The 23,887-nt window shown below is 40.2% G+C and carries 19 protein-coding genes and 1 other annotated feature; of the genes, 2 read left to right on the top strand and 17 right to left on the bottom strand.

The window, feature by feature from the left end; genetic code table 11:
- Positions 1–77 precede the first annotated feature (77 nt).
- From pyk to HT732_RS03790, 3 genes are all read right to left on the bottom strand, one after another.
- Positions 78–1,583 (bottom strand): pyruvate kinase, encoded by a 1,506-nt coding sequence (gene pyk, locus HT732_RS03800; protein WP_001042819.1) that lies wholly within the window; start codon positions 1,581–1,583, stop codon positions 78–80.
- 58 nt (positions 1,584–1,641) lie between these two features.
- Positions 1,642–2,649: a 6-phosphofructokinase gene (gene pfkA, locus HT732_RS03795; protein ID WP_173254010.1), complete on the bottom strand. Its 1,008-nt coding sequence runs from the start codon at positions 2,647–2,649 to the stop codon at positions 1,642–1,644.
- An 81-nt stretch (positions 2,650–2,730) separates the two neighbouring features.
- Complete coding sequence (locus HT732_RS03790; protein WP_173254009.1) at positions 2,731–5,832, bottom strand: DNA polymerase III subunit alpha; 3,102 nt, start codon at positions 5,830–5,832, stop codon at positions 2,731–2,733.
- Positions 5,833–6,177: 345 nt separating this feature from the next.
- Here HT732_RS03790 and HT732_RS03785 point away from each other — a divergent pair, with 345 nt between their 5' ends.
- The gene (locus HT732_RS03785; RefSeq protein ID WP_173254008.1) at positions 6,178–8,451 is read left to right on the top strand and encodes a Xaa-Pro dipeptidyl-peptidase; all 2,274 of its coding nucleotides are present in this window, start codon (positions 6,178–6,180) and stop codon (positions 8,449–8,451) included.
- 18 nt (positions 8,452–8,469) lie between these two features.
- Positions 8,470–8,940: an arginine repressor gene (locus tag HT732_RS03780; RefSeq protein WP_049511790.1), complete on the top strand. Its 471-nt coding sequence runs from the start codon at positions 8,470–8,472 to the stop codon at positions 8,938–8,940.
- A 43-nt stretch (positions 8,941–8,983) separates the two neighbouring features.
- Here HT732_RS03780 and HT732_RS03775 read toward each other — a convergent pair whose 3' ends face one another.
- The 14 genes from HT732_RS03775 to HT732_RS03710 form a co-directional block, all read right to left on the bottom strand.
- Complete coding sequence (locus HT732_RS03775; RefSeq protein WP_001808548.1) at positions 8,984–9,142, bottom strand: hypothetical protein; 159 nt, start codon at positions 9,140–9,142, stop codon at positions 8,984–8,986.
- 9 nt (positions 9,143–9,151) lie between these two features.
- Positions 9,152–10,462 carry a GTPase ObgE gene (gene obgE / locus HT732_RS03770; RefSeq protein ID WP_173254007.1) on the bottom strand — a complete coding sequence of 437 codons (1,311 nt, stop codon included), beginning with the start codon at positions 10,460–10,462 and terminating at the stop codon, positions 9,152–9,154.
- A 63-nt stretch (positions 10,463–10,525) separates the two neighbouring features.
- Positions 10,526–10,660 carry a DUF4044 domain-containing protein gene (locus tag HT732_RS03765; RefSeq protein ID WP_000863859.1) on the bottom strand — a complete coding sequence of 45 codons (135 nt, stop codon included), beginning with the start codon at positions 10,658–10,660 and terminating at the stop codon, positions 10,526–10,528.
- A 58-nt stretch (positions 10,661–10,718) separates the two neighbouring features.
- A complete protein-coding gene (locus HT732_RS03760; protein ID WP_173254017.1) occupies positions 10,719–10,895 on the bottom strand; it encodes a PspC domain-containing protein in 177 nt (58 codons plus the stop codon).
- 29 nt (positions 10,896–10,924) lie between these two features.
- Entirely contained in the window at positions 10,925–12,250 is a 1,326-nt protein-coding gene (locus HT732_RS03755) for a glycosyltransferase family 4 protein (RefSeq protein WP_173254006.1), read from the bottom strand.
- Positions 12,251–12,265: 15 nt separating this feature from the next.
- Positions 12,266–13,309 carry an alpha-galactosylglucosyldiacylglycerol synthase gene (cpoA, locus tag HT732_RS03750; protein WP_240155826.1) on the bottom strand — a complete coding sequence of 348 codons (1,044 nt, stop codon included), beginning with the start codon at positions 13,307–13,309 and terminating at the stop codon, positions 12,266–12,268.
- 115 nt (positions 13,310–13,424) lie between these two features.
- Positions 13,425–13,754 (bottom strand): metal-sulfur cluster assembly factor, encoded by a 330-nt coding sequence (locus HT732_RS03745; protein WP_000331929.1) that lies wholly within the window; start codon positions 13,752–13,754, stop codon positions 13,425–13,427.
- Positions 13,755–13,768: 14 nt separating this feature from the next.
- On the bottom strand, positions 13,769–14,878 hold the full coding sequence (rpoD, locus tag HT732_RS03740; protein ID WP_000201905.1) for an RNA polymerase sigma factor RpoD: 1,110 nt from the start codon (positions 14,876–14,878) through the stop codon (positions 13,769–13,771).
- A 2-nt stretch (positions 14,879–14,880) separates the two neighbouring features.
- Positions 14,881–16,641: a DNA primase gene (gene dnaG / locus HT732_RS03735; RefSeq protein WP_173254004.1), complete on the bottom strand. Its 1,761-nt coding sequence runs from the start codon at positions 16,639–16,641 to the stop codon at positions 14,881–14,883.
- Between the two features lie 89 nt (positions 16,642–16,730).
- The gene (locus HT732_RS03730; protein ID WP_173254003.1) at positions 16,731–17,489 is read right to left on the bottom strand and encodes an ABC transporter ATP-binding protein; all 759 of its coding nucleotides are present in this window, start codon (positions 17,487–17,489) and stop codon (positions 16,731–16,733) included.
- Entirely contained in the window at positions 17,486–18,352 is an 867-nt protein-coding gene (locus HT732_RS03725) for an ABC transporter permease (protein ID WP_025171903.1), read from the bottom strand. Before HT732_RS03725 ends, HT732_RS03730 begins: the two co-directional genes overlap by 4 nt.
- A 75-nt stretch (positions 18,353–18,427) precedes the next feature.
- The gene (gene trpX, locus HT732_RS03720; protein ID WP_173254002.1) at positions 18,428–19,423 is read right to left on the bottom strand and encodes a tryptophan ABC transporter substrate-binding protein; all 996 of its coding nucleotides are present in this window, start codon (positions 19,421–19,423) and stop codon (positions 18,428–18,430) included.
- Between the two features lie 217 nt (positions 19,424–19,640).
- Positions 19,641–19,858 (bottom strand) — a binding site (T-box leader).
- Positions 19,859–19,927: 69 nt separating this feature from the next.
- Positions 19,928–22,624 carry a phosphoenolpyruvate carboxylase gene (gene ppc, locus HT732_RS03715; protein WP_173254001.1) on the bottom strand — a complete coding sequence of 899 codons (2,697 nt, stop codon included), beginning with the start codon at positions 22,622–22,624 and terminating at the stop codon, positions 19,928–19,930.
- 24 nt (positions 22,625–22,648) lie between these two features.
- Positions 22,649–23,872: an FtsW/RodA/SpoVE family cell cycle protein gene (locus tag HT732_RS03710; protein WP_173254000.1), complete on the bottom strand. Its 1,224-nt coding sequence runs from the start codon at positions 23,870–23,872 to the stop codon at positions 22,649–22,651.
- Positions 23,873–23,887 lie beyond the last annotated feature (15 nt).

Below are 23,887 nucleotides of genomic sequence, written 5' to 3'. Positions count from 1 at the left end.
CTACAGTTGACAAAGAGCCCAAAAAAGCCCATCATACAGGCTAGAAAGCTTGATATGATAGGCTTTTTTCATTTTAATTAACGTACTGTGCGGATACGCATTGTGTTTGTACGTACAGCTTCTCCAAGTGGTACACCAGCTACGATAACGATATCGTCACCAGATTGTACAAGACCTGCTTCAACTGCTTTACGTTCAGCAATTTCGAACATATCGTCAGTTGAAGATGGAGCATCTGTCAACATTGGGATAACACCCCAGTTCAACATCAACCCACGTTCTGTCAATTCGTCGAATGTCAATGCCAAGATGTCAGCATTTGGACGGTATTTAGAGATCAAACGTGCAGTGTGACCTGTCTTAGTAAGAGTTACAACCAATTTAATGTCCATTGAGTTAGTAGCATCTTTAACAGCTGAAGCCATTACTTCTGTCTTAGAGTTACGTTCGAATGAATCTGAGTTCAAACGTCCGTATTCGTTAAGGAGAGTTTGAGCGTTCTTATCGATTGTAGCCATTGTAGTTACTGACTCAAGTGGGTATTTACCGTTTGCAGACTCACCTGAAAGCATTGTTGCGTCAGTTCCGTCGATAACAGCGTTGAATACGTCTGATACTTCTGAACGAGTTGCACGTGGTTTTTCAGTCATTGTTTCAAGCATGTTTGTTGCAGTGATAACAACTTTACCTGCAGCATTGACTTTAGTGATAATCATTTTTTGGTAAACTGGAACCATTTCGAATGGTACTTCGATACCCATGTCACCACGAGCGATCATGATACCATCAGCTGCTTCAATGATTTCATCCAAGTTATCGATACCTTGTTGGTTTTCGATTTTAGCGAACAATTGAACGTGTCCGTTTCCAGTTTCTTCACAGATTGCACGAACTTCGTTCACGTCTTTTGCAGTACGTACGAATGAAATAGCGATGAAGTTGATACCTTGTTCAAGACCGAAGCGGATATCGTCGTTATCGCGTTCAGCAAGAGCTGGGAAAGGAATTTTAGTGTTAGGAATGTTCACACCTTTTTGTTTAGCGATGATACCATCGTTTTCAACTTCAACTTCAAATTCACGAGTTGCGTCATCTTTAGCAACCACACGAAGACCAAGTTTACCATCGTCAACCAAAACTTGACGACCAACTTCAACATCATCATAGATATCAAGAGCACCAGCAACGTTCAATGCAATCACTTCACGAGTTGATTTGATTCCTTGTTTAGTTGCAACACGGATTTTTTCACCAGTTTTGTATGAATATTCTTTAGCTTCACCTTCGAACAATTCTGTACGGATTTCAGGTCCTTTTGTATCAAGAAGGAAACCAACTTTTTTACCTGCAAGTTTTTCAGCAAGTTTAACAGTTGCCATACGCTCACCTTGTTCTTGGTGGTCACCGTGTGAGAAGTTGAAACGGAATGTGTTAGCACCAGCTTCAATCAATTTAGCAATGTTTTTAGCTGAAGCTTCAACATCAAGTTTTTCACCCCAGTATCCGTCCTCACCGAATTTTTTACCACCACGGATTTCTACCGCAGGACCCAAAGTTGCAACGATTTTTACACGTTTGTTCATGATTTTTGTGACTCCTTTATATATATGACCTTTTTGGTCTTATTAACTAAATTGTAAATTATGACAAGCTCTTATTCAAGCTAGATAGCTCAATATCGGCTTTGTGTGGGTTGTTAACCACAATCTTACCTTCTGCAGTAAGGCTAAACAATGCTCCTTCTTCTGCAGTACCAAGAATTGGATTTTCAACCATTTTCTCGTTACGGATACCAACCGCAACACCACCGATACCTTCTTTAAGAAGTTTAACAGCATGGGCACCCATACGTGACGCCAATACACGGTCACGCGCAGTTGGAGAACCACCACGTTGAATATGTCCAAGTTCTGTCACACGAAGGTCGCTTGTATCCCCAGCTTCTTTTAGTTTTTTACCAAATTCAGCTGCTGACATCACACCTTCTGCCAAGACGATGATATTTTGTTTTTTACCACACTCATAACCACATTTAATGCTTTCTACGATATCTTCAATCTTGAATCCTTCTTCAGGAATGATGATTTCATCAGCACCAGTTGCAATACCAGCCCAAAGAGCGATATCACCAGCGTTACGTCCCATAACTTCGATTACAAAAGTACGACGGTGACTTGATGACGTATCACGAATCTTATCGATAGCGTCCATAGCAGTTGTAACCGCTGTGTCAAAACCGATTGTGAAGTCAGTACCAACGATATCGTTATCGATTGTACCTGGAAGACCGATAGCTGGGAAGCCATGTTCAGTCAAACGCATAGCACCGTGGTAAGATCCGTCACCACCGATAACAACTACACCTTCAATTCCGTGTTTTTTCAATTGCTCAATCCCTTTAAGTTGCCCTTCAAGTTGAGCGAACTCTGGGTAACGAGCTGAGTGAAGGAAAGTACCACCACGAGAAATGATGTCTCCTACTGAAGCTGCATCTAGGGGATGAATTTCACCGGCAACCATACCAGCATATCCGTCATAGATACCAAACACTTCCATTCCTTCTGAAATTGCTTGACGAACAACTGCGCGGATAGCAGCGTTCATACCAGGGGCGTCTCCACCACTAGTCAAAACAGCAATACGTTTCATATTGGTTATGCTCCTTTTTCTTTTAACATTCTTATTGATTATACCACATTTGATTTTAAAATTCTTCTATTTTCCGTATTTTTAGCGATAAATCGTTTTCATAACGATTTCATTCAATTTCGCTTCTAATTCATTGGATTTAGCTACAAAATGATGGGGAGAAACGATTGTTTTCTGTTCCTCTTCATACCTGATGATGACTGGGATTGGACCTTTATACTGGTCTAAAATTCTCGAAATTTCTTGATCCGAGTCATGATTTTTCACCTGTATCCAAAAGCGTTCAGCAACTGCTTCTCTTATTTCTTGTGCAATCATTTGCAGACGACCATCACGTGACTGGATTTTTCCTTTTATATAATAGAAGGCTCCCTCTTTTATTTCCTGCCCAACCTGACGATATAAGTCTGAAAAGAGAGTGACATCCAATTTTTTCTTACTATCATCCACCTGTAAGAAAGCCATATTTTCACCCTTTTTGGTACGAATTACTTTTATTTTCTGAACTTCAACCAAAATAATAGCGTAGCTATTTTCTGATAAATTTCCGATTGGGGTAATCGGGTAAATAGCCTTACTTGCAATAGCTTGTAGGGGATGTTTGCTGACACCTATCCCTAAAAGCTCTTGTTCCATATAGAATTTTTCTTGATCTGTCCAATCTTCCGATTCCTGCCAACTATAAATAGTATCTCCAAACAAACTTCCTAACTCTTTTACAAATTCAAATAGATTAACTAAATTATTGAATACTTTTTGGCGATTTTTTTCAAATGAATCGAAAAGCCCAACTTTTACCAAAGGTTCTAGCAGAGGAAGTTTCAGATAATTTTCAGGTAATTTAGCTATAAAATCTTCAATGTTAGAATAAGGTCTATTTTCAAGAATCCAAAGTGCCAAATCATTGCTGACTCCCTTAATCGATTTCAAACCTAGATAGATAGACTTGTTGGAAATTTTATCGTGATAGGGAATAGTATTGATGGACAGAGGCGCCACTTCAAAACCTGCTTCAAGTGCATCTATTAAGTAATCACTGTTGGCAGAATTCAACATGACCTGATAAAAAATAGCTGGATAATGCGTTTTGAAATAAGCCAACTGGAAGGCCAAGGCTGAGTAGGCATAGGCGTGTGACCTGTTAAAACCATAACCTGCAAACTTTTCCATGACATCAAAGACCTGCTCTGCCTTTTCCGCAGTATGACCAGCTTCTAAAGCTCCTTGAATAAAGGAAGCCCTCATCTCATGCATGGCAGAGGCATCCTTTTTCCCCATAGCTCGACGCAAAATATCGGCTTTCCCGAGACTAAATCCAGCAAATCGCTGAGCAACCTGCATAACCTGCTCCTGATAGAGCATAATGCCATAGGTTGGAGCCAAAATATCCTCCAGAGCTGGATCCAGAACTGTCACTTCTTCCTGCCCATGCTTTCTTGCCACAAAATTATTGATATAATCACTAGCACCTGGTCGATTTAGGGAAGTAGTCGCTACGACATCCTCAAAACAGACTGGTTGCACACGTTTGAGCAGGCGAATAGCACCAGGTTGCTCAAATTGAAAGATACCTTTTGTATTGCCAGAAGCAAAAAGAGCTAGCGTTTCTTTGTCTTCCAAATCAATTTCTTCTATTTTCAGATGAATACCTTCTGATTCAGCAAGCAACTCTTGCATCTTCTGGACAAAGGTCAAATTTCGTAGTCCCAGAAAGTCCATTTTCAAAAGCCCACTAGCTTCAACTCCATGAGCATCATACTGAGTCAGTGGAATTTCATCACCATGCTTTAGAGGAATGTAGTTGGTCAAATCTTGGTCGCTAATCACAACACCAGCCGCATGGACAGAGGTTTGTCTTGGATAGCCCTCAATCTTGCAAGCAATCTCAAAGGCTTTTTGGTATTCTAACTTACTATTGATTTGCTGACGAAACTGGAGATTATCCTCATAGGCTGACTTGAGATTATCACGGAAACTGATTTTCTTGGTAATTACGGATAATTCATATTCTGGAACACCAAAGCGTTTCAATACATCTCGTAGAGCTTGCTTGGCTCCAAAGGTTGAAAAAGTAACGATTTGAGCAGCATGTTTACTGCCATATTTATTGCCAACATACCTGATAAAATCTGGACGATAAATATCTGGAATATCAATATCAATATCAGGCATGGTATAGCGTTCACGATTGAGAAAGCGTTCAAAAATCAGATTTTTCTCTACTGGGTCAATCCCTGTAATATCCAAGGCATAGGAAACCAAGCTACCTACTGCAGAACCCCGTCCCATTCCCATATAATAGCCATTCGAACGTCCAAAACGCAGCAAATCCCAGACAACCAAGAAATAATCATCAAAGCCCATATCATGAATAACAGCCAATTCTTGGTCTAGACGGTCTTGATATTCTTTACTAGACAACCCCTTCTGAGCAAGCCCCAGTTCAGCACGCTCTCTCAACTCTTCTACTGCTGGTCTAGCTGGATTAAAACGAGGCAGTTTCAGACTAGTATCCAAATCATAAGAAATGCCTGAAATCAGCTTTTCTAAATTGTATAAGGCTTGCGGAAATCGTTCTTGGAATAATTTCTCTAAAGAACTTGCTGATATAAAAACATCTTGTCGCGAGCGCAAAGGGACTTCTCTGAGGGGTAGGTTTTCTTTAATCGCTGTTAGCACTTGCAGAACTTCACTATCCCTACTTTCAAAGGCATTGACTCGATAAAGTGGTAAGATAGGATGATGAAATTCGCTTGTCAGTGTTTCTGGATAAACTCCAATATAGTAATCACAGCCTAGATTTAACAACTCCAGTCCATCAAAATAAGGCACAATTACCGCAATATCCTCTAGATACTGAGATAGAACTGACCAACTTTTCTCCCCCTGCATCTTGGCTGTTGAAAGCTTCATTAACTGCTGATATCCCACACTAGATAGAGCTAAAAAGCGCAGATTCACTTCCTGAGCATCCACAAATACAGTCATTTCAAGCCCTAATAAAGGATGAATGCCATATTTTTTTGTAACCTCTAGAAAGTCAAAAGCACCATAAAGATTATCAATATCCATCATAGCCAGATGAGTGTAGCCGAATTCTTTAGCTGCTCTCACATACTTTTCGATCGAAATAACGCTCTCCATAAAACTATAGACTGTTTTTGTATCTAGTTGTGCGATCAATTTACACTTCTCCTCTATCCTTCTCACTATATTATACCATTTTCACCTATAAAAGGCTTCTCTTGAGAAAAATTTCATCAGCTTACTAATTTACTTTCTATTCATTTGTATTTTTGTCATCATTTTTTATATTTATACTATATTATATACAAAATAGAAAACATATAATATAAATCTCCTAGAATTTTTATATTATACCTATTACGTCTATTATTACACTGTTCTCTATATTAAATTTAGCACTTTATTCATTTTTATTGGATTATTTCCTTTTACAGTTAACAATTCCCTTTCTGCTTTTTTTTTGATATAATAACCTTAACTATCATTCTATATGGAGGTTCTATGCGTTTTAATCAATATAGTTATATCACTTTCCCAAAAGAAAATATCTTATCTGAACTAAAAAAATATGGCTTTGATTTACAAAACACAGCCAGTCCCAAGGAATTACTGGAAACTTTTTTACGTCGCTTATTTTTCACCTATGAGAACATCGACTATCCACTCTCCTGCTTGGCTGTAGATAAAGAAACTAACATATTAACTTTTTTCAAATCTGACAAAGACTTGACAGCAGATATTTTTTATACTATCGCCTTTCAACTTTTAGGCTTTTCTTATTTGATTGACTTCGAAGACAGTGAAGCTTTTCGTAAAGAGACTGGATTTCCTATTGTATACGGTGAATTGATTGAAAATCTCTATCAGTTACTCAATACTCGCACCAAAAAGGGGAATACCCTGATTGATCAACTGGTAAGCGATGGTCTTATTCCGGAGGATAATAACTACCACTACTTTAACGGCAAGAGTTTAGCAACTTTTTCCAGCCATGATGTCATTCGTGAAGTTGTTTACGTTGAGTCTCGTGTCGATACCGACCAAAAAGGTCTACCAGACTTAGTCAAGGTTAGCATTATTCGTCCTCGTTTTGATGGAAAAATCCCTGCTATCATGACAGCCAGCCCTTATCATCAGGGAACAAATGACAAGGCAAGCGATAAGGCTCTCTACAAGATGGAGGGCGAGCTTGAGGTTAAACCTGCTCATAAGATTGAACTAGAGGAACCTCAACTCAATCTCGTCCAACCCCAAGGCCAAGCTGAGCTTGTGTCGGAAGCTGAGGAAAAGCTAAGTCACATCAACTCTAGCTATACACTCAACGACTACTTCCTTCCACGAGGTTTTGCTAATCTCTATGTGTCAGGTGTTGGTACCAAAGACTCTACTGGTTTCATGACTAACGGAGACTACCAACAAATCGAAGCTTATAAAAATGTCATCGACTGGCTCAATGGCCGTTGCCGTGCCTTTACTGACCACACGCGCCAGCGTCAAGTCAAGGCTGACTGGTCAAATGGAAAAGTAGCCACAACTGGACTTTCCTATCTAGGTACCATGTCAAACGGCCTTGCCACTACAGGAGTCGATGGTTTAGAGGTTATCATTGCTGAGGCTGGCATTTCTTCATGGTACAACTACTACCGTGAAAACGGTCTGGTGACTAGCCCAGGTGGCTATCCAGGTGAGGACTTTGACTCCCTTGCTGAGTTAACCTATTCTCGTAATCTCTTGGCTGGCGACTATATCCGTGGCAATGTAGCTCACCAAACTGACTTAGAAAAAGTAAAAGAGCAACTTGATCGCAAGTCTGGCGACTATAACCAGTTTTGGCATGACCGCAATTATCTGCTCAATGCCCATAAAGTAAAGGCAGAGGTTGTCTTTACTCATGGTTCTCAGGATTGGAATGTCAAACCACTTCATGTTTACCAGATGTTCCATACTCTTCCTGCACATATCAACAAGCATCTCTTTTTCCATAATGGTGCCCATGTTTACATGAACAACTGGCAGTCCATTGACTTCCGTGAGTCCATGAATGCTTTGTTGACAAAGAAATTACTGGGACAAGATACAGATTTCCAACTTCCTACTGTTATCTGGCAGGACAATACAGCCCCTCAGACTTGGTTATCACTTGATAACTTCGGTGGGCAAAAAAACTTTGAAACCTTCTCACTTGGGCAAGAAGAACAAGCTATTCAAAACCAGTACTCAGATAAAGATTTTGAGCGTTATGGTAAGACTTACCAGACCTTCAATACAGAACTCTATCAAGGGAAAGTCAATCAGATTACTATTGACCTTCCTGTGACTAAGGATCTTCACTTGAACGGTCGTGCCCAACTTAATCTTCGTATCAAATCCAGTACAAATAAGGGGCTCTTATCTGCCCAACTGCTAGAATTTGGACAGAAGAAATACCTACAACCTTATCCAGCTATTTTAGGTTCTAGAACCATTGATAATGGACGCTACTACATGTTGGAAAATCTTAACGAATTGCCTTTTCGTGAAAATGCACAACGCGTCGTGACAAAAGGTTACCTTAATTTACAAAATAGAAATAATTTACTGTTAGTAGAGGATATTACTGCAGATGAATGGATGGATGTGCAATTTGAACTGCAACCAACTATTTACAAGTTAAAAGAAGGAGATACTCTTCGTTTAGTTCTCTATACTACTGACTTTGAAATCACCATCCGTGACAATACCGACTACCACTTGACTGTCGACCTCGCTCAGTCCACACTTACCATACCTCACTAAAAAAGGAGTTACATTATTATGAATAAATCTGAACACCGACACCAACTCATACGCGCTCTTGTTGCAAAAAACAAGATTCATACACAGGCTGAGTTGCAAGCCCTTCTTGCTGATAACGACATTCAAGTTACCCAGGCAACTCTCTCACGCGACATCAAAAATATGAATCTGTCAAAAGTCCGCGAAGAGGATAACTCTTACTACGTGCTTAATACAGGTTCTATCTCAAAATGGGAAAAACGTCTCGAACTCTACATGGAAGACGCCCTTGTCTTGATGCACCCAGTTCAACACCAAGTCCTACTAAAAACCCTTCCTGGACTGGCTCAATCCTTTGGTTCTATCATTGATGCTTTGAGCTTCCCTGACGCTATCGCTACTCTCTGTGGCGATGATGTCTGTCTCGTCATCTGCGAAGATGCAGAAGCTGCTCAAAAATGCTTTGAAGAATTGAAAAAATTCGCTCCACCATTTTTCTTTGAAGAATAACAAAATCCCGTGTCTGATGAGGCACGGAATTTTTTTATCTTCTTTACTGAGATGGATTTTCTTTTTTAGTTCGTGCCAATCTCAGAGCACGATTTGGATTGAGACGATTAAATAGTTCTTCCAATTTCTTTTCATTCCAAACGTCTGCGGCGGAGACGAAGTTGCCATCCGCATCTCGGAAAGATATCGGTTTATCTCCCATATCAGTCTCCTAGTCTACAAATTCAAACTCAAATTTACCAATTCGGACCAAGTCACCATCTTTAGCACCACGCGCACGAAGGGCTTCATCAACCCCCATACCACGAAGTTGGCGGGCAAATTTCATGACAGATTCATCACGATCAAAGTTGGTCATATTAAAGAGTTTCATGAGTTTTTCACCAGAAAGTACCCATGTCGCATCGTCATCACGGCTAATTTCAAAGTCTTTCTCTTCCTCGTCAAAGCCGTAGTAGGCTTCTTCTTCCATATCAGACTCATCGTAGAGCAAGAATTCTGGTGTCTTGTCTAACAATTCAGCTGTAGCATCCAAAAGTGTTGCCAGACCTTGCTTAGTCAATCCAGAAATCGGGAAGATAGCTGGTAACTCTTCAAATTCATCATAGTTTTCAGCCAATTTTTTCTTGAATTCTTCAAGATTTTCCTGACTTTCAGGCATATCCATCTTATTGGCTACAATAATCTGTGGACGCTCCATGAGGCGAAGATTGTATGACTCCAGTTCTTTATTGATGGCAAGATAATCCTCATATGGATCACGGCCTTCGCTAGCTGACATATCAATGATGTGAAGGATGACACGTGTACGCTCGATGTGGCGGAGGAACTGGGTTCCCAGACCAACTCCTTGACTAGCCCCTTCAATCAAACCTGGTAAATCAGCTACTGCAAAGGATTCACCTGATTGGGTACGAACCATACCTAGATTTGGCACAATGGTCGTAAAGTGGTAGGCACCAATTTTAGGTTTAGCTGAGGTAATAACACTTAAAAGTGTTGATTTCCCTACAGATGGGAATCCTACTAAACCGACATCTGCCAAGATTTTTAGTTCCAATTGTAACTCACGCTCCTGACCTGGTTCTCCATTTTCAGAGATTTCCGGTGCAGGATTTTTTGGTGTCGCGAAACGAATATTTCCACGTCCACCACGACCACCGTGGGCTACAATAAATTCTTGCCCATGTTCAATCAAATCTGTTAAAACTTTGCCAGTCTCTGCATCACGGACAGTCGTACCTTGCGGCACTCGAACTCTAAGATCCTCAGCACCACGGCCATGCATCCCTTTGGTCATTCCTTTCTCACCAGAATCAGCCTTGAAATGACGATTGTAGCGGAAATCCATCAAAGTACGCAAACCTTCGTCTACAACGAAGACGACATTGCCTCCACGACCACCATCACCACCCCAAGGACCACCATTAGGGACATATTTTTCACGGCGAAAGGCAACCATGCCATCACCACCATTACCAGCCTTGACCTTGATCTTAGCTGTATCTAAAAACATACTCATTTTTTCTTCTCACTTTAGAAAAGGGCTGGGAAATCCCAGTCACTAAATTTTCTTGAATCTATTTTATAGATTACTGAGGGCACCAATTGCAGTTGCAAAAATTCCCAATAAACTTGCTACTAGCATGATAATCACGATAAACAAGGTTATTTTCTCAAACATAGTTTTTTTACGATTTCCATTATCTCCAAATGCCATTTTTTTCTCCTTCGTTACATTCTATTTTCTATTATCTTAGCATGAATTGAGCTAGTTTTCAATAGTCACTTGCTACAGGTGCGATCATCCATAAAATGATATAAGCTACAATTCCCGCTCCGTAACAGCAAGCAAAAACACCCCATATTACGCGAACGATAGTTGGATCCATATCAAGATAATGGGCCACTCCGGCACAAACACCCGCAATCTTTTTGTCATGCCCACTTCTCATTAATTGTTTTTTCATAGCTGTTCCTCTTTCTATTCTTCATGGTCTTTCCAATAATCTCTTATGCTGATTAACTGTGTTTTTGAAGCCTTCAGCATGCGTCTAGAGCCTTTTACCGGTACAGCGACCACCTTTTGCGGTAGATACAAAACTGTCTTAAAGATACGCTGACTAACCGTATCATCTTTAGCCAAATCTTTCTGGAAGTTATTTGAAATAATGGCATCCAGATAAAACTCATGCACTCGTTTTCCAAAGTTCTCAGCTGAAATCTCATACAATTTCTCTGATAAGGTATGCTCATTCATATCTGGCGTTGCAATCAAGGCCTCTAAAATAGCTCCAGCCAAATCATGTTCACCGTAATACAAGGTTCCAAACATTTTGTCACTGATAAGATTGTCCAGATAAGGATTTCCATGAGCAATGACAGGAGTCCCACTAGCTAAGCTTTCCAAGTAGGTCAAGCCTTGGGTTTCACTTGTCGATGCCGAGATGAAGAAATCCGCCGCCTTATAATAAAGAGCTGTCTCACTAGGAGCAATCATCCCTGTAAAGATGACCGAGTCTTGAATCTCTAGTTTCTGGGCTTGCTCTTTGAGGTCATTCAGATAAGGACCATCCCCAGCTACCACCAGTTTAACCTTGTCCTCCTCTTTCAGAACTTCTGCAAAGGCTGCTAATACTGCCTGAATATTTTTTTCATAGGAAATTCTCGAAAGACTCAGCAACATCTTTTCACCATCTTGAATCCCTAATTTACTACGTAGTTCTTTCAAATTTTCCTGCTTGATTTCTGGACGCTCAAACTTGGCTAATTCAATCCCAGTAGGAATGACCCGTTTTTCAACCTTGACCTTATAGTCAGATAGCAAGTCATGGACAATCTCACTCGGGCAAATGACTCCATCCACATCATGCAGGAAACCTCTTACTAAGTACTTTACCATACTAGGACGAATCAACATCCCCTTCGCAATATAGTGGACATAGTCTTCGTATTGTGTGTGATAGGTATGGATGACTGGAATCTTCAATTCACGCGCAATCCAAATCCCCAACAAGCCAAGAGAAAATTCTGTCTGAGTATGGATGATATCCAGCTGATACTGTTTAGCAATTTCCAGTGCTTTGCTGAATCCTCGATAGGCAAAGCGGCGATCCTTAAAAGCAAAGAAAGGAACACTTGGAATGCGGATAATTTGCCAATCTTCATAACGATTGACATCCTTATCTGTCGTCGTAAAGATAAAAACAGCATGCCCCTGCTTTTCAAGTTCTGTTTTCAAGGTTCGAATACTGGTCGCAACACCTGAAACCTGAGGAAAATAGGTATCTGTAAATAAACCAATTCGCATAGATTACCTCACTTTTTACTTTCTCCCTAAAGCGGCTTGTTTCTCATAAAAGTCCAACCAGATTTGTAACAGATGTTCTTCAGAATACTCTCTAGAAATATTCTTAGCCTTTTCTTTAAGATCTTTTAAGGCAGCAGGATTTGCTTGATATTCCAAAATAGCCTCTTTCATCTCTTCTCTATCTGCTGTCGCCCGATAATTGCCCTCCAAAATTACCTTATAAAGATCTAAATCACGCAACATAATAGGAGCTTCACAACTAGCAGCTTCTAAAATAGTCATCGGAAAGAGTTCATTGTAACTAGGCAACAAGAAAAGGTCCGCTAGGGCATACAATTCGCGCATCCGCTCTGGCGATACAATACCTGGAAAAATCAAATTTTTAGGAGGATTTTCCATCATTTTCTTGTAGCGTTCATAACCATCTGTCATACCACCAAAAGAGAAACCACCAGCCCAGATAAAGGTAATCTGAGGCAATTCCTCAGCCAGACGGATAAAATCATCAATCCCTTTGCGTTTCTGAACTTGACCAGCACCTACTACGATAAACTGATTGTCACTAAGACCTAGCTCTGTACGCAGTCTCGCTACCTCTTCCTGTGGAAGAGGATGCCATTTTTCCTTGTTTACAAAGTTAGGAATATAGGTCACTTTTTCACGTGGAATACCAGCTGCCACCAAATCCTCGATAAACATAGGATTGACCACAACCAAGTGCTCCATCCGGTTGTAAAAAGAAAATACATAGCGTTTCACAATTCCCTTTAAGAAAAATGGAATTTTCAAACTCCCCTCAAGTGTATCAGGCAAGAAATGCACATAGCCAATTTTCCTTCCTGAGCGTTTCTTTTGAAATGTTGACAAATAATAGGGGAAATCAATTGTATGAAAGTGAGTCACATCTGCCTCTACTGGAAGATTTTCTGTAACAATCAATTGGTCCTTGGCATCACGGTGAAGAAGACGAACTAATTCACGGTAGGCACCTGAAACTCCTTGTCCTGCCACTTTCTCACTTGAACTCAACATATTGATGCGTAATTTCTTTTTTTCCATAACTACTATTATATCATTTTCTTTGAATAAAATCAGCAAAAGAAAGGAGAGACTAGAGGAAAAGAGGGGGAAATTTCCTCGCTCTTCCAATAATCTCTCACATGCTTTTATTTGTTTACTTAATGCCTAGGGCAATGCGTGCATAGCGACTCATTTTTTCAACTGTCCAGGCTGGATACCAGACTAATTTAACCTCAGTATCCGTTACTTCTGGAACCTCTGTCATGGCATCATAAATCTGGTCTGTCAAAAGGTCTGCTAGGGGACAACCCATAGTTGTCAACGTCATATCAATCTCTGTTTGTCCTGTGTCGCCGTCAAAACGAATCTCATAGATCAAACCAAGATTGACAATATCGATTCCCAACTCAGGGTCGATAACTTCTTCCAAGGCTGTTAAAATTCGTGTTTTGATGTTTTCAATTTGCTCTTCTGTATAAGCCATATTTATCCTCACTCTTAGTCTTCAATAAAATCACGAAGCGGTTTGCTGCGACTTGGTTGACGTAGTTTTCTCAAAGCCTTAGCTTCAATCTGACGGATACGCTCGCGAGTCACATTAAAGACTTTACCCACATCTTCAAGGGTGCGCATTTTTCCATCATCTAGCCCGAAACGGAGACGTAGAACATTTTCTTCACGGTCTGTAAGAGTATCCAAGACCTCATCCAACTGCTCACGCAAGACGATACGAGTTGTATAGTCCACTGGATTTTCAATCACTTCATCTTCGATAAAGTCCCCAAGGTGGCTATCATCCTCTTCACCGATTGGAGTTTCAAGGGATACCGGTTCTTGGGCAATCTTCAAGATTTCACGAACCTTATCAGGTGTCATATCCATTCGTTCAGCGATTTGTTCTGGTGTTGGATCTTGTCCCAATTCTTGAAGGAGATTCCGCTGTTCACGAACAAGCTTGTTAATCGTTTCAACCATGTGGACTGGGATACGGATGGTACGAGCTTGGTCCGCAATAGCACGAGTGATAGCCTGACGAATCCACCAAGTTGCATAAGTTGAGAACTTGAATCCTTTAGAATAGTCAAACTTGTCAACCGCCTTCATCAAGCCCATGTTCCCTTCTTGAATCAAGTCAAGAAACTGCATACCACGGCCGACATAGCGTTTAGCAATAGAAACAACCAAACGAAGGTTGGCTTCCGCAAGGCGTTGTTTAGCTTCGATGTCACCCGCTTCAACAGCCAGTGCTAACTCTTTTTCCTCTTCATTGGTCAAGAGAGGAACGACTCCGATTTCTTTCAAGTACATACGGACAGGGTCGTTGACCTTAGCCGAAGTCGACCCAATCAAGTCCTCATCGCTGAGTTCTGGCTCTTCTTCTGCACTAAGAACACGCGCACTTGGATTTCCTTCGTTATCTGTGATAGAAATTCCCGCATCCTGAATCCGTTGCAAGAGATCTTCAATCCCATCAGCGTCCAAGGTAAAAGGAACGACAAGACTAGCATTGATTTCATCATCTGTTGCTGTCCCTTTTTGCTTATGATTACGGATAAATTCTGCTACTTGTACATCAAATGTTGTTACTTCTTTTTGTTTTGTTGCCATTATTACTCCATTCTTCTCTTTTGGGAAATTAAACGTTCCAATTCTTCTAGGGCTGTGTCTGTATCTCCTACATGGCTAGCTTCCTGCACCTTCTTTTTGATTCTCATATTGTCCTGATTCAAGAGAGCCTTGTTTCGAGTCATTTCTACTTCACTTAATTCCTGCGGTGACATCTCAGCAGGCAAATCCTGAGCTAAGACTTGGTACCAAGCTCTTTCAACTTCCTCTGTCTGTTCTGCTAAAACTTCTGGAGGAAGATTGCCATACTGACCAAGCAAGTCATATAGGACCTGAAATTCAGGTGTAGCAAATGCAAAGTCTTCTCGCAAGCGGTAATCGTTCAAAACAAGAGGGGATTCCATCATTCGATAAAGTAGATGGGCTTCTGCCCTCATAATAGCCGATAACTGCTTGGTGACAGGCATAGTGATTGGCGTCGGTCTGGAAATTCCTTCCATGCGATTCTGCCTTTGTGCCTGACGGCTTTCATTAACAATCTGCTCAATCTGGACATAATCAAAGGACGCCAAACTGTCAGCTAAAATATGAATATAACTGTTTTGAGCAGTGATAGACTTTTCTTGAACAATCAAGGGAGCTATTTTTTCAATAAACTCAATCTGAGCCTGCAGATTTTCACTATTTTCAGGCTTATACTGGTGAATGTAGAACTCAATCGGACTAATACGAGTTTTCGTTAATAGATAGGCCAAGTCTTCTGGGCCATTTTTTTGTAGATACTCATCTGGATCCAAGTTATCAGGCATGCTGACAATTTGCACAGGTATATCACCAATTTCGTCCAGCGCTTTCAATGTCGCAGCTTGCCCAGCCTTATCGCCATCGTAAACAAGAACCAACTTCTTGGTTAGCCTTTTCAGATGCTCAACATGCTCACGACTTAAAGCTGTTCCCATAGATGCGACAGCATTTTCGATTCCAGCCCGATAGGCTGCAATGACATCCATGAATCCTTCCATCAGATAAATCTCACTGGCTTTTCCAGAAGATTTTTTAGCCCTATCCATATGATATAATTCGTAACTTTTGTTAAAAATTGCAGTCGATCGGCTATTTTTATACTTAGAAGTTTGTGAATCCGTTTTCTGCCAGATACGACCTGAGAAGGCAATAACCTTTCCCTGGTCATTGGTCAGGGGAAACATAATCCGATTGTGAAAGGTGTCTACAAATTGATTGGCATCTGAGAGGTAAAATAGTCCCGAATCCAAGAAATCCTCTTCACGATACTGACCAGCCAAACGTTGATAGAGATAGTTTCGTTCTGGAGGTGCTAAACCAATCCGAAAATGCTTGAGCACTTCATCTGTCAAACCACGCTGATAAAGGTAGTTTCTGGCCTCTTCCCCCATAGTCGTTGTCATGAGAATGGCATGATAAAATTTGGCAGCATCTTCGTGCATATCATAAAGAGCTTGGTGAGGTGAGACTGGCTTCTGCTCACTATAAAGCGGTTTTTCCACCTCAATCCCAACACGCTGACCTAAGATTTGGACAGCCTCCATAAAGGGAACCCCTTGGTACTCCTCGATGAACTTAAAAACATCACCAGAGCGACCACAACCAAAACAGTGATAAAACTGCTTGTCCTCTACAACGTTGAAAGAAGGTGTTTTTTCACCATGAAAAGGACAGAGCCCTAGATAGTTCCGTCCTGCCTTTTGTAAAGAAATCACATCACCTATGACTTCCACAATGTTGGCATTGTTTTTGATTTCTTCAATGACTTGTTTGTCAACCATACACAATACCTCCATGTTATCATAGTTTACTTTATATAGTATACTTTATTTCAGAAAAAAAGTAAACCATTTCACTCATTTTCCCTACTTTATTCAAAGAGTTGATAATAATCAGAGATTTTCATTTTTGCTTTTTCTTCTTGCTTCAAATCTTGGATAATTCGTCCTTCTTTCATGACAATTAAGCGATTGCCATACTTAAGAGCATCTTCCATATGGTGGGTAATCATAAGCGCTGTCAACTGGTCTTTCTTGACAAATTCATCCGTCAATTCCATCAAGGCCACACTGGTCTTTGGATCAAGGGCTGCAGTATGCTCGTCTAACAAGAGTAATTCAGGACGCTTCAAGGTTGCCATCAAGAGACTCAAAGCCTGTCTTTGACCACCTGATAAAAACTCAATCGGTGTATTCAAATGTTTCTCAAGACCGTTTCCCACTTTTTCAATGGTTGACTGAAATTCATCCTTATAGCTAGCCAGACGTCTCGGAAACAGTCCACGCTTTTCACCACGAAACTTGGCAATCAAGAGATTCTCTGCCACTGTCATACGAGGAGCTGTCCCCATCTTGGGATCTTGGAAGACTCGAGACAGATACTTAGCCCGCTTTTCTGGTGAAAACTTGGTAACATCTTCACCCAAAATACGGATGGTTCCACTGGTTAATGACAAGGTTCCTGCAATAGTGTTAAAGAGAGTTGATTTCCCAGCACCATTTCCACCTAAAATCGTGATAAAGTCCTGTTCAAAAATTTCTAATGAAACATCATTTAAAATAATCTTTTCTTCATCAAAGCCATTTTTAACGACTTTGGTTGCATTTTTTAATTCTACAATTGCTGTCATTTGCTTAACTTGGCTCCTTTCAAGATGGTTTGCTTAAATGTTGGAATCATGAGGCAGACTGCTAAAATCACTGCACTGTATAGACGAAGGTAACTTGTGTTAAATCCAAGCGCAATAACTGCCCACACTAAGAATTGATAAGCGATAGAACCTACAACGATGGTAACCAGACGTTCTGCCAAGCTCAAACTCTTGAAGATAACTTCCCCAATAATCAAACTTGCAAGCCCCACAACGATGACACCAATTCCTCGAGATACATCAGCATACCCTTCTTGCTGGGCAATAAGAGCTCCTGCAAGTGCAATCACACCATTTGATAAAACCAAGCCCATAAGCTCCATGCGTCCAGTATGAATCCCGAAACTTCTAGCCATATCAGGATTGTCACCTGTAGCAATATAGGCTTGTCCTAGTTTGGTATCCAAGAAAAAGAGCATGAGAGCAATAACAAGACTGACAAAGATGAGACCTGTCAAGAGTTGGTTCAAATCTGAATCAAAAGGCAAAACATCCTGAATTTGCTTGGTTCCAAGCAGTCCTAAGTTTGCACGCCCCATAATCAAGAGCATGATAGAGTGGCAAGAAGTCATCACCAAAATCCCTGAGAGCAAGGTTGGGATCTTCCCTTTTGTATAAAGAAGTCCTGCAGCCATTCCAGCCAAACAACCTGCTCCTACAGCAAGCAGTGTCGCTAAAAAAGGGTTCACGCCTTTCGTTATCAGAGTGACAGCAACAGCTCCCCCAAGAGGGAAGGAACCTTCTGTTGTCATATCTGGAAAGTTTAAAATCCTAAATGTCATAAAGATCCCCAGACCTAAAATAGCCCAGACAAATCCTTGAGAAATAATAGATAATATCATTTGTTTCTTAACCTTTTCTATATGATTTTTATTGTAAAAAATTGGAGGAGATGTCCCCAACTCCTCCATTGTAGATTATTCAATCACTTGTCCTGCTTCTTTTAGAACAGATTCAGGAATCGTAATACCTAGCTCTTGTGCCAATTTTTTGTTAATTACTGACTTACCAGTTGAAAAGACATTGACTGGAGTATCAGCTGGTTTTGCACCTTTCAAGACTTGCGCAATCATTTTACCTGTTGCCACACCAAGGTCGTGTTGGTCAACTACAACTGATGCCAAGCCACCTGCTTCTACCATGGCAGTTGCGCTTGGGTAGATTGGTTTTTTAGCTGATTGGTTGCTTGATACAACTGTTGAGAAGGCTGAAGCGATTGTGTTATCAATTGGAACCCAGATAGCATCAACTTTGCTAGTCATAACATTGACTGTTGAAGCAATTTCATTTGTTGAAGGAACCGCAAATGTTTCTACTGTCAAACCTGCTTTTTCAGCAAAAACCTTAAATTCTTCTACCTGTGTTTTTGAATTATCTTCGCTACTTGAGTAAAGAGCTCCGATTGTTTTCACATTTGGTGTCAAAGCTTTGATGAGTTCAACTTGTTGTTGAGCTGGATTGTGGTCAGACACTCCTGTAATGTTGCCACCTGGTTTTTTCAAATCTTTAACCAAGTTAGCACCAATTGGGTCTGTAATAGCAGCCATGATAACTGGTAGGTCTTTTGTTGCACTAGCCAAACCTTGAGCAGCTGGTGTTGCAATACCAACCACAAGGTCATTCCCATTTGCAACCAATTGTTTACTCATTGTTGCAACCTTACTTTGGTCACCTTCTGAGTTCATAAAATCGATTTTAAGTTGATCATCTTTATAACCTTCTTCTGCAAGTCCATCTTGGATCCCTTTATAAATCAAATCAAGAGATGGATGGCTCACAAACTGAAGGACACCAACTTTGGCAACTTTCTTCTCATTCTTAGCTTCTGGTTTATTCATTGAAGAGTAAATCAAGCTTCCTGCTACTAAGACTGCTAATGCAGCAATAATTCCAATTAAACGTTTATTTTTCATTCTATTTCTCCTTTTTACTTCCTTTAAAATACTTCACTTATCTAATACTCTTCGAAAATCTCTTCAAATCACGTCAGCGTCGCCTTGCCGTACTCAAGTACAGCTTGCGGCTAGCTTCCTAGTTTGCTTTTTGATTTTCATTGAGTATAAACAAGCGACGCCATCGTTTTCTTTCCATACTAACCTCCATCAAAAAAGTCCTCACACAAAAAACTTGTGTGAGGACGTCGATGCGCGGTACCACCTCAATTATAGGGAATTTCCCTATCGCTCTGTCTCGCAATAACGAGATGCACTGTAAGGTGTGCTCACCGAATTTTTATGATTTCAAATTCTAAATAACATTCAGCCCAATTTTCATCATCATCACTTATCTGTTTTCAGCTACCACAGACTCTCTAAAAAGTTTGAATGATTACTTTTCTGAATGGTTAAATTATATCATTTTTCAACTACTTGTCAAGACTTTTTGAGAATTTTTTTGATATTCACTCTTGAAAATTATCAACCTGAATTACGCAATCCTGTTGCAATTCCGTTGATGGTGATATGAATCAATCGTTCTTGATCACTGGACAATTCTCCACGACGTTGGCGTTTAATCAACTCTAACTGAATATAGTTGAGAATATTAAAGTAAGGCATACGGTAATCCAGACTAGCTTTTAGATATGGATTGTCAGCTAAGAGTTCGTCATGTCCTTCAATAGCCAAGATAACGTTCTTAGTAACTTGCCATTCATTTAAAATAGTCTCATAGATGGCCTTAACTTGCTCGTCTTCACAAAGTTTAGCATATTCAAAAGCAATATTCATATTTGATTTTGACAAAACCATATCAACATTTGAAAGAAGCGATTGGAAGAAAGGCCAATTTTGGTACATATCTCGTAAGATAGCAATATTCTCTGGATTTTTATCGATAAATTCCTTGAAGCTTGAACCAACCCCGTACCATCCAGGGAACATAACACGACTCTGTGACCATGAGAAGACCCAAGGGATGGCACGCAAACCACCGATTTCAGTAATCGTCTTACGAGCGGCTGGACGAGAACCAATATTAAAACTTGAAATAGCCTTGATTGGACTTGACTCGAAGAAATAATCATAGAAATGCTCATTACCAAAGACCAAATCACGGTAGATATCGTAACTACGGTTCACTACTTGATCCATAATGGCTTCATAACGATTTGAGGTATTGGTATCGCTCTTCTTCTGAGTAATCATACGGTTAATAGCTGCCGATACTAGCATTTCAAGATTATAGTAAGCGGCGTCTTTATTACCGTATTTATTCCCAATTACTTCACCCTGCTCCGTCAAGCGGATACGATCCTTGATAGACTTGAGCGGTTGAGATGTGATGGCTTCATAGGTTGGCCCACCACCACGACCGACAGTACCACCACGACCATGGAAAAAGGTAACCTTAACGCCAAATTCATCTCCAATAGCAGTCAATTGTTGTTGAGCCTTGTAGAGGGTCCAACATGATGACAAGTAACCGCCATCTTTATTACTGTCAGAGTAGCCAAGCATGATTTCTTGGTAGTTATTTCGTGAGGCAATCCATTTTTTGGCAAGGCTAAGAGAAAGATATTGTCTCATTGTTTCCTCTGAATGATCCAAGTCTTCAATTGTTTCAAAAAGGGGAACAATCTGAACACGCGCCCTTTCCGTATCCACCAGTCCTACTTCTTTTAATAAAATAGCTAATTCTAGCATATCAGAAAGGCTGGTTGCATGTGAAATGATGGTCTGACGGATGACATCATCTCCCAACTTATCTTTCAAAACACGAGCCGTCTTAAAAATAGCTAGTTCTTTTGCTAATAATTCTGATTTTTCTGCGTGAGTCGCAGAAAGAATTCGTGGATCTTCTTCTAATTCTTTCAAGAGAAGGTCACACTTTTCTTCTTCGCTCAACTCGCTATAGCGAGAATGAATTCCTGCTGATTTCAAGAGTTCTGCCACACAGGCTTCATAGACGCTAGAGTCTTGTCGCATATCAATTGATGCTAGGTAAAAACCAAATATCTCTACTGCCTGCAATAATTCCACAAAATCACCTGAAATCAAGGACCCGCCCTTATTTTCCAGTAGAGAATCTCGAATGGCAATCAAATCCTTGTAAAAATCATTGGCGGTTTCATAACGAGTCCCAACTTCCTTATCATCAATCAGATAGGTTTTAGTTGCCTGAATTTTTGATTGAATATCAAACAAGGCACGACGGTAAAGCTCTTTTTCGCGATAAATCGAGTTATCCTTGGATTGACGAGCCATTTCTCTGACTTGCTTACTTACATTGACAATGCTAGTTGAAAGAGAAAATTCACGATAAAGTTGGTAAATCTTTTCATCGTAGTAGTTCATGATGACTTCACACTGAGTGAGTGCAGACTGCTTCAAGGTCTCTGCTGTAACAAATGGATTTCCATCACGGTCACCACCTATCCACATACCCATGGTGATCGGTTTAGCCTGTTTTAAATTCAGCCCATGGGCTTGCGCTAAGCGCTTATACTCCGTCGTCAAGTGAGGTACAGCTTTCAAAAAGGAGCTGTTGTAATATTCCATAGCATTCGTGATTTCGTTAGTCACTTTTAATTTTTTCTCACGAATCATGTCTGTCTGCATGATAATTTCGATGTAACGACGCAAATCATTGTGCCATTTTTCTTTATTGATCAACCCCAACTTAACATCACGGTATTTACGCAAAAGACTATGGATATGATTTGTTAAATCCAACATACTTTTGCGTTGCACTTGTGTTGGATGGGCTGTCAAAACAGGGACAACATTCAAGTGTTCTAGGATCTCAACGGCATTTTCTTTTTCAGCAACCATTTTGATCGTTGTAGATAATTTACCTAAATAGTCCTGATCAATATTATTTTGATGATTGATTTCATAAGCTAAATCCACATCCTCTGAAATATTAATCAAAAGAGGTAAGATTGAAAAATAGCGTGAAATATAGACCATTTCATCATTTGATAAGCTAGTCACTAGACGGTTTAGACCTTGATAATCTTCTTGAGTTGACAATTCTTTCAACTGCATGATTTTTTCAAAGGTCTCTGGGGCAAGCATGTTTTTAGTAATATCTTCCAATAATTCTGTTAGAATCAATACTTCTTCTTGCACAACACTTTTATTACTATAATTTTCTAATTTTTGAAGAGACATAGACTATCCTTTCTTTATTCTACTTCACAGAAGGTTCATTGGTTGATTTTCCAATTCTCGGTACAACTTAGCGCGTTTTTCACTGGCATCAATATTTAAGACAAAGGCCACTGCCACTGATAAGACTAGAAGACTATTTCCACCCTGGGATAAGAAGGGAAAGGTTACTCCTGTGGATGGAATCAAGCCCGAAATCCCTCCGATATTGACAAATACCTGAACCAACATCATCCCTCCGACACCGAGTGCAACCATGGCATTGAAAGGATTCTCCGCTCGGATACCGACCAAGATAATCCGCAAAATCATGAAAAACAAGAGAGCTAAAATAAGACTGGCACCAACAAAGCCAAATTCTTCAATCACGATAGAAAAGACAAAGTCTGTATGAGCTTCTGGTAAATAACCTCGTTTTTCAATCGAGTTTCCAAGACCTAGACCAAACCAACCGCCATTGACCATGGCAAAATAAGAATTAGATAACTGGTGACCCGCATCAGCACGATCGGCAAAAGGATTAAAAAAGGCACTAAAGCGCTTGGCTACATAGCCAAATACTGGAATTTTTGAAAAGGTCTCAACACCGATAAGGCTGATAGTGGTCAAGACAAAGACAGAAGCGGCAGATACGAGCGCCAGAATGGTTGAAAACCAGCGATAAGCGATTCCGCTAACTGTATACATAATCAAGGAAACCAAGACTAAGATAGTTGCATTTCCTAAATCAGGGAAAATTCCCAAACTTCCAATCAGAACTAGGAGAACGAATCGCCAATCATTAAAAGCACGGGGAAGCCATTGATTTTGAGTCAAAACTTGAAAATCATAAATAGCTATTTCTTCTTGCTGTTTGGAGAATCGGTGAGCCAAATACCAAATAATAATGATTTTCAAGTACTCAGCTGGCTGAATAGTTACTCCTGCAACCGAAATCCAACCGTATGCCCCGTTTACGGAAATACCAATAAAACGAGCCAAGAACAATAAAATCATTTCTATCAATATAACTAAAATGATTAGTCGCTCATTTCTCAAAAAATCTAGTCTCAATTTATAAATTAAGGCAATCAGTATCAAACTAACAATCCAAAAGATTCCTTGGTTTCGAACCAATTGCAAGGCGCTCTTGCCTTCTTCAATTAAAATAGCGCTGGTGGTCGAATAGACCACAATCAAGCCCAAAATAGATAAAAGCAAGTAGGGAATCAAGATGGAATAATTTAATAAGTGCCTCTTACTAATCTTCATAGTATCACCACTCTA

Source organism: Streptococcus sp. 5346, assembly GCF_013277455.1.
Lineage (GTDB): Bacteria > Bacillota > Bacilli > Lactobacillales > Streptococcaceae > Streptococcus.
Note: the sequence above shows the minus strand (reverse complement) of the source record. Positions and strands in the feature narration are given on the sequence as shown.